The organism is Streptomyces racemochromogenes, assembly GCF_044129415.1.
In the GTDB taxonomy this organism is placed as follows: Bacteria; Actinomycetota; Actinomycetes; order Streptomycetales; family Streptomycetaceae; genus Streptomyces; species Streptomyces racemochromogenes_A.
In genome coordinates this window covers 1-7,319 of sequence record NZ_JBBDHD010000218.1, presented here as the reverse complement: position 1 = coordinate 7,319, position 7,319 = coordinate 1, and the positions used below count along the sequence as shown (strand labels likewise).

Genomic DNA, 7,319 nt, shown 5'->3' with positions numbered 1-7,319 from the left:
GCTCGGCGTCGGCATCACGGCGTACGGGGTGCTGTCCCGGGGCCTGATCAGCGGGCACTTCAGCCGCGACCGCGCGCCGCCGCCCCCGCCCGCAGCCGGCGGGCGTGGGCGCGCAGCGCGGCGCAGTGGCCGCGCAGGCCGTCGGCGGGTGTGGACGGGACGGCGAGGGGCGGGCGGCAGTCGCTCAACGGTTCCTCCAGGGGGTGGGGGCGGCGCGGCCCGGTCGGCGAGGGGGAGCGGGCGGCCGCCCGTCACCCGGCCCCCGGCGGCGGGCGCGCACGCGCCGGGCGTGCGGCAGGTCGGAGCCGTCGTCCCCGACTCCGCCGCGGGGGCCGCGCGCGCAGAAGGCCCGCAGGGCGGCGCCGAATCCCAGCAGCGGTTGGGCGGTGACGGCCCGGCCGGTGGCGACCTGCCAGCCCGCGTGGTCGTTGAAGGGGTTCTCGTCGGTGAGGGCGTCCCAGGCCAGGATGTCCGCGAAGGTCGGGGCCAGCAGGGTGAAGGCCTGCCCCGCGCCCCGCTCGCGCAGCAGGTGCCGGAAGGCGCGGGCGGCGTCGGCCTGCCGGCCCCCGTCCACGGCCCGCAGGACGGCGGCGCAGCCGGGGTCCGCGCGGAGCTCGGGCCGGCCCGCGGTCGCGACGCGGATCCGGGCCTTCAGCCCGCAGACGGCCGCGCTGACGGCCAGGCTCTCCCGCCGGGCGAGGATCCCGGCGAACCATCCGGCCCGGGCCACCCCCCGGCCGCGCGGGGCCCAGCCGAGGCCGGCGGGGTCGGTCAGGGTGCGCAGCAGGGTCCGCCAGGCGCGGCGCCGGCGGCTGCTGCGGGCCACGAGGGCCCCGGCCGGCAGACGTGCGCCGAACGCGAGCCCGGAGGCGTACCGGGCGGCTTCGCCCACGGCGTCGGCGGCCTCGGCCAGTTCCAGGCACAGGGCGTCGAGCGTGTCGACGTCCGGGTCGGTGGCCGGCGCGGTCACGGCGTCGGACATGGGCTCCTCGCGGGGGCTGCGTAGGGCGGTTCGGCGGCTGCCGGGATCACCGTACGTCGGCCCCGCGCGCGGCGCGCTCCGACTGCGCTACGAGGGTGGGCCGCCGGTCAGGGCCGGTTCGGTGCGGCTCTCGCGGGCGAAGGCCGCCTCGCGGAAGGCGGTGCGCAGCCGGGCGCCGGACCCGGGGCCGGGTCCCGGGAGCAGGACGGCCCAGCGGTCGTGGCGCGGGGCGAGCCAGAGGGCGGGGCCGGGGCCGGACGGGGGGTGGTGGGCCCACACCCCGGCGGGCGCGGGGTGCCACAGGAGGCCCCGGGAGGGGGCGAGTTCGCCGGTGCGGATGCGCAGGGACTCGGCGGTCCAGGCGCGGGGGACGGGGTGGTCGGCCGGGGAGAGGAGGTGGCTCAGGAACCGGGTGAGGTCGGCCAGGGTGGTGTGGAGGACGCCGTCGGCGAGGCGGGTGCGGGTCATGCCCAGGGGCCGCCAGATCCGGGTGGCGGCGCTGTCGCCGAGGGGGGCGCCGCCGAGGCGTTCGACGAGACGGGTGAGGGCGGCGAGGGCGGCGGGGCCGTCCGCGTGGGTGAGGAGCTGGTGCGTGGTGGTCACCGGGGGTGCTCCGGCGTCGGACGGTTCCCCGTAGGCCGTGAGGGGGGTGTGCAGGGTGAGCTCCCCGCGGGCCACGAGGGTGCCGAGGAGGGGCCAGAACACGAGGGCGGGGGTGAGGGCGGCCACGTCGAGCGGGGTGTCCCAGTCGCCCGGCGGGCCGGGACGGGCGGCGTGGACGCGGTCCGCCGAGCCCACCGCCCAGACCGCGGCCGGGTCGGCGGTGCGCATGAGGGCCTCGATCTGCGGCGTCATGCCCGGAACGGTACGTCGGCCCGCGCGGCGCGCCGGGCAGGTGCCCGGGGAGTCGCGCCCGCGCCGCCGCCCGTCACCCGAACGCCGGGGTGAGGCGGCGCCAGGCGGGCTACGGCGTGCCGGGGCGGTCGGCCACCCGGAGGGCGTCGGCCCGGGGCGTGCCGATTCCGCTGCGGGTGGCGAAGCGGGGCCGGGCGCCCCGTCCGTGACCTCGGCCGTAAGGGCCCTGGTCAGGGTCGGGTACGGACCGGCCTACAGGGCGTTGTCCGGGCGGGCGGGATCCGAGCGCCCCGGCGAGGGCGTCGAAGGCCCGAGGCGGCGGTGCCCGTACCCGCCCTCGCCGGCGGTACGCGGCAGCGGCCGCCCGTCCGAGGGGCGGCAAGCCGGCCCGTGCGCAGGGGCCGGGTCGGCAGTGGTGGTGCTTTCTGCCGCCGCTGCCTCGACGGTGCCCCGCCCCGCCGCGACCGCGTCCGCGCCGTCGGCGGGGGGGGGGGAGCGGACGGCCGGGTCGCCGCTGCGGCGGTCACCGGGGCCCGGCGGCGCCGTTGCCGTCGCGGGGGACGAGCACCCGGCCGGCGGTCAGGACGGACGGCCGGGTCGCCGGCGGGCTGGGCGGCGGCCGGCCCGCCACGCCGTGGCCTGCGGCGTCGGGCCCGCCCGCTGGACCTTCGGGGGCGGGCGGGTCAGCCTGGAGGGATGAGTGCCCAACCCGGTGAACCCGTGCCCGGCCCCCGTACGCCGCCCCCGCCACCCGCGGCGACCGGGCCGGAACCGGCAGTGGTGCTGCGGTCGGCGCGGGGGCGGTGGGTGCTGCTGGCCACCGTGCTCGGCTCCGCGATGGCCCTGCTGGACTCGACCGTGGTCACCGTCGCCCTCCCCCGCATCGGCCGCGACCTCGGCGCCGACCTGGCGGTGCTCCAGTGGACGGTGAACGCCTACCTGCTGACCCTGGCCGGACTGATCCTGGTCGGCGGGGCGCTCGGCGACCGGTTCGGGCGGCGCCGGATCTTCGTGCTCGGGGTGGTGTGGTTCGCCGTGGGCTCGCTGCTGTGCGGCATCGCCCCGAACGCCGGGGTGCTCATCGGCGCCCGCGCCCTCCAGGGGATCGGCGGGGCCCTGCTCACGCCCGGCTCGCTCGCGCTGATCCAGGGCTCGATCCGGGCCGAGGACCGGGCCCGGGCGGTGGGCCTGTGGTCGGGGTTCGGCGGTGTCGGCGCGGCCGTGGGGCCCTTCCTCGGGGGCTGGCTGGTGGACGGGCCGGGCTGGCGGTGGGTGTTCCTGCTGAACGTGCCGGTGGCCGCGTTGTGCGTGCCGGTGGCGCTCAGGCACGTACCGGAGTCGCGGGACCCGCAGGCCGGCGGGCGGTTCGACGTCCTCGGCGCGGTGCTCGGCGCGTCCGCCCTGGCCCTGATCACGTACGCGCTGATCGAGGCCACGTCCGCGACCGGGGCCGTCGTCGTGGCGGGGGTGGGCGGGCTGCTGCTGGCCGCGGCGTTCGTGTACGTGGAGCGGCGGCGGCCGGATCCGATGGTGCCGCCGGACGTGTTCGCCTCCCGCCAGTTCACCGCCGTCAACCTGGTCACCCTGTGCGTGTACGCGGCCTTCGGCGGGTTCTTCTTCCTCGTCGTGCTCCAGCTCCAGGTGGTGTCCGGGTACTCGGCCCTCGGTGCGGGGGCCGCGCTGCTGCCGACGACCGTCCTGATGCTGCTGCTGTCGGCGCGGGCGGGAGCCCTGGGCGAGCGGATCGGGCCGCGGATCCCGCTCACCGTGGGCCCGCTGCTGTGCGCCGCCGGGATGCTGCTGACGCTGCGGGTGGGGCCGCACGCCTCGTACGCGCGGGACGTGCTGCCCGCCATGGTGGTCCTCGGCGCGGGCATGGCCACCCTGGTGGCCCCGCTGACCGCGACCGTCCTGGCCTCGCTGGATCCCGGCCGGGCGGGCCTGGCCAGCGGGATCAACAACGCCGCCGCCCGGGCCGCGGGGCTGATCGCGGTGGCGGCGCTGCCGCTGCTGGCCGGGATGGGCCCGGACGCCTACCTGTCGGCCGACGCCTTCGACGCGGCCTACGGGCGGGCCATGCTCTGGTGCGCGGGGCTGCTGTCGGTGGGCGCGGTCCTGGCCTGGGCGACCGTACGCTCCCCCTCGCCCGGGGCCTGCCACCCGGAGTGCCGGACGTCCTGCGCGGTCGAGTCCCCGCCGCTGGAACACCCGCGGGAATCCGCTCCCTGACCGGCCCGGAGGCCCTCGCGTGTGCTGGAGCGCCCCGGCGGACCTGGCGGCGGGCTCGGCCGTGGCCGCGGCCGGGGTGGTGTGCCTGGCGCGCGTGCGCGGGCCGCGGGACCTGCCCCTCGCCGCGCTCCCGCTGCTGCTCGGGGCGCACCAGCTGGTCGAGGCAGCCGTATGGGACGCGGGCGGCGGCTGCGGCCCGGCGACCACGGCCTGGGGCGGTGAGCGCCCTGCCCGTGCTGCCGCTGTGGGTGCCGCTCGGGGTGCTGCTCGCCGGACCGCCCGGGGCGCGGCGCCGGCTGTGGGGGCCGGCGGCCGTCGGCGTGGCCACCGCCGCGGTGCTCGCGTACTGCATGGCCGTGCGGCCGGTGGGCGCCGAGGTCCGGGGCCGCGTGGTGGGCTACGCGGTGGACGTGCCGTACGCGCCGCTGGTCCCGGCGGGGTACCTGGGCGCCACCCTCGGCTCCCTGTTCCTCTCGGGGGACCGGCTGCTGCGGCTGCTGGGGGCCGTGCTGGGCGTGGGGGCGGCGGTGTGCGCGGCGCTGTGGCGGCTGGAGTTCGCCTCCACCCGGTGCGCCTTCGCCGCGGTGGCGTCGCTGCTGGTCCTGGCCTGGGTCCGGCGGGCGGCGCCCGGCGGCGCCGCTACTGGTTCCGGCCGCCCAGGACGAACAGCAGGTAGACGAAGAACGCGAAGAGATGGCCGACGAACAGGTACGCGATCAGCCGGATGACCAGCCCGCGCGGGAACTTGGACTCGAAGCGCCGGAAGACGCTCAGCGGCGCCTGCCGCTCGGGGGCGGTGGACATGTTCTCTCCCTCGGACATACGGGTGGGCTCCTCGGTCGGTGGGCCGGACGGGCCGGCCGGACGTCTAGTGGTGCCGGGCGGCGGCGCCGAGGCAGACCCCGGCGAGGCTGCTCTGGAGCAGGGTGTGGACGAACAGCAGATCCGCCCCGCCGGGACCGGCCGCGCCGATCCGGTGCGGGGTCAGCGAGTCGAAGTGCGCGCTGTCCCCCGGCTCCAGCAGGTGCTCGGCCTCCCCCAGGTGCAGGCGCAGCCGGCCGCCGAGCACGTACAGCCACTCCTCACCGGGGTGTACGCGGACCAGGTCGTCCTGGCTGCGTCCCTGCGGGACGTGCACGCGCAGGGCCTGCATGCCCCGCCCGGAGCCTCCCGCCTGCCAGTACGTCCACCCGTCGGCCTCGCGGGCCCCGGGGCCGCCGGCCCGTACGATGGGGTCGGCGACGGCCGGGGTCTCGCCGAGCAGCTCGGAGACGGTCGTGCCGTAGGTGCGGGCGAGTCCGAGCAGCAGCGGCAGCGAGGGCTGGCGCCGGCCGGTCTCCAGTCGCGACAGGTGCGCGGGCGAGAGGCGGGCCCGGGCGGCGGCGGCCTCCAGGGTGAGTCCGGCGCGCCGGCGCAGCTCGCGCAGCTGCGGGGCCACGGCGGGCAGCTCTTCGGCGGCCTCGGCGGTCTCGGCGGTCTCGGTGTCCGAGGGTTCCTCGGGACGGGGGGTCATGCCCCGATTGAGCCAGAGCCTTGCCCCGCTGGCAATCTGTCTTGCCTCTGAGGCAAATTCCCTGTCCTGTCCGAGTCAGCCGCGGTGCTGCTCCAGCACCGCGTCGACCGTGTCGGCCTCGTGCGGCCCCTTGTCGGGGCGGTGCCGCAGGACCCGGGCGAAGCGCAGGGCGACACCGGCCGGGTAGCGCGGGGAGCGCTGGAGGCCGTCGTAGGCGATCTCGACGACCAGCTCCGGCCTGACCCGCACGGTGAAGCCGTCGTCCTCGACCGCCAGCTCGCGCAGCCGCTCCGTCTGCCAGCGCAGCATCTCGTCGGTGAGCCCCTTGAAGGTCTTGCCGAGCATGGCGAAACCGCCGTCGGCGCCGCGGGCGCCCAGGTGCAGGTTCGACAGCAGGCCGGTGCGGCGGCCGTGGCCCCACTCGGCGGCCAGCACCACGAGGTCCAGGGTGTGGACGGGTTTGACCTTCAGCCACTGTTTGCCGCGCCGGCCGGCCGCGTACGGCGAGTCGAGGGCCTTGACCATGACCCCCTCGTGCCCGCGGCGCAGGGTCTCGGCCCAGAACCCCTGCGCCTGCTCCTCCTGCCCGGCCGGGTCCTCCACCGCCAGCCGGCGGACCCGGGCGGACGCGGGAACCAGGCCGGCCAGGGCCGCGTACCGTTCACGGACCGGCAGGTCGAGCAGGACGCGGTCGCCGAGGGCCAGCACGTCGAAGAAGAAGGCGCTGACGGGGAGCGTCCGCCGGGCGGCGTCCACGTCCAGCCGGGAGCCGACGCGGCTCGCGATCTCCTGGAACGGGACCGGCCGCCCGGCGGCGTCGTGCCCGATGACCTCCCCGTCGAGGATGAACCGCTCCCCCGGCAGGCCCAGGGCCAGCTCGACGACCTCGGGCAGCCGGCCGGTGATCTCGTCGAGGGAGCGGGTGTACACGTGGGCGGCCGCGCCGTCGCGGTGGACCTGGACCCGGATCCCGTCGAGCTTCTCCTCCACCGCGCACGGGCCCAGTGCCCGCAGGGCGTCCTCCAGCGAGCGGGCGGTCCCGGCCAGCATGGGCTGGACGGGCTGCCCGACGCGCAGGGCCACGCCGCTCAGCGCCGCGGCCCCGTCGGCCAGCACCGCCGCCGCCACCCTGGGCAGCGAGCCGTCCAGCATCACCGCCCTGCGCAGCTCCGCGGCCGGGACCCCGGCGGCGGCCGCCACCCCCTCCAGGGCCACCGCGTCCAGCGCGCCCTGGCGCACCTCCCCGGAGAGCAGGCTGCGCAGGAACCGCTGTTCGGGCCCGGTGGCGGCGCCCAGCAGCCCGGCCACGATCCGGCGCCGCTCGGCCTGCGCGCCCGGGCCGGAGACGGCGGCCAGCTCCGTCACCGCCGCGTCGACGTCCCGCACGGTCAGGGTGGGCTCCGGGGCCGGCCCGGTGTCCTGGGCGAGGGTGCGCCAGCCGACGCCGGGGCGGCCCTGCGGAAGACGGCCGGAGAGGTAGGCGATGACCAGGCCGGCCTCGTCGGCGGGCGCGGCGGCGAAGAGCTCCGCGAGCAGGGCGGTCTTCCGCGACCGGGCGGAGCTCCCGGCCACCTCCCGGGACACCCGCGCGACCTCGGCCAGCAGCATGCGCCCCATCCTGCCGCCCCGCAGCCCGCCCCGCAGCCGGAACCCGACCCCGCGCCCCCGGCCGCCCGGGCCGGCCCGCGGCCCCCCAGCCGCCAACACGGCCCCAGTCTCATATACAAAACTCCGAGCCCA

7 protein-coding genes and 1 pseudogene are annotated in these 7,319 nt (G+C 78.4%); 2 read left to right on the top strand and 6 right to left on the bottom strand.

The window, feature by feature from the left end; genetic code table 11:
* Positions 1-59: 59 nt before the first annotated feature.
* From WDV06_RS35580 to WDV06_RS35570, 3 genes are all read right to left on the bottom strand, one after another.
* Complete coding sequence (locus tag WDV06_RS35580) at positions 60-188, bottom strand: hypothetical protein (RefSeq protein WP_395513954.1); 129 nt, start codon at positions 186-188, stop codon at positions 60-62.
* The gene (locus tag WDV06_RS35575; protein WP_395513953.1) at positions 185-982 is read right to left on the bottom strand and encodes a hypothetical protein; all 798 of its coding nucleotides are present in this window, start codon (positions 980-982) and stop codon (positions 185-187) included. The genes WDV06_RS35580 and WDV06_RS35575 overlap by 4 nt, the downstream gene beginning before the upstream one ends.
* A gap of 87 nt (positions 983-1,069) precedes the next feature.
* Positions 1,070-1,837, bottom strand: a complete 768-nt coding sequence (locus tag WDV06_RS35570) for a serine hydrolase domain-containing protein (RefSeq protein WP_395513952.1) — start codon at positions 1,835-1,837, stop codon at positions 1,070-1,072.
* A 696-nt stretch (positions 1,838-2,533) separates the two neighbouring features.
* Between WDV06_RS35570 and WDV06_RS35565 the strand changes: the two genes are divergently transcribed.
* Together WDV06_RS35565 and WDV06_RS35560 are read left to right on the top strand one after the other, a co-directional pair.
* Positions 2,534-4,066 carry an MFS transporter gene (locus tag WDV06_RS35565; protein ID WP_395513951.1) on the top strand — a complete coding sequence of 511 codons (1,533 nt, stop codon included), beginning with the start codon at positions 2,534-2,536 and terminating at the stop codon, positions 4,064-4,066.
* A 19-nt stretch (positions 4,067-4,085) separates the two neighbouring features.
* Positions 4,086-4,794 (top strand): annotated as a pseudogene (locus WDV06_RS35560) (DUF6629 family protein).
* Here WDV06_RS35560 and WDV06_RS35555 read toward each other — a convergent pair.
* The 3 genes from WDV06_RS35555 to WDV06_RS35545 all read right to left on the bottom strand — a co-directional run bounded on the left by WDV06_RS35555 (position 4,706) and on the right by WDV06_RS35545 (position 7,187).
* Positions 4,706-4,888 carry a DUF6126 family protein gene (locus WDV06_RS35555; RefSeq protein ID WP_395513950.1) on the bottom strand — a complete coding sequence of 61 codons (183 nt, stop codon included), beginning with the start codon at positions 4,886-4,888 and terminating at the stop codon, positions 4,706-4,708. The pseudogene WDV06_RS35560 and the gene WDV06_RS35555 overlap by 89 nt on opposite strands.
* Positions 4,889-4,934: 46 nt before the next feature.
* The gene (locus WDV06_RS35550; RefSeq protein ID WP_395513949.1) at positions 4,935-5,579 is read right to left on the bottom strand and encodes a helix-turn-helix domain-containing protein; all 645 of its coding nucleotides are present in this window, start codon (positions 5,577-5,579) and stop codon (positions 4,935-4,937) included.
* Positions 5,580-5,654: 75 nt separating this feature from the next.
* A complete protein-coding gene (locus WDV06_RS35545; RefSeq protein ID WP_395513948.1) occupies positions 5,655-7,187 on the bottom strand; it encodes an ATP-dependent DNA ligase in 1,533 nt (510 codons plus the stop codon).
* Between the last annotated feature and the right edge of the window lie 132 nt (positions 7,188-7,319).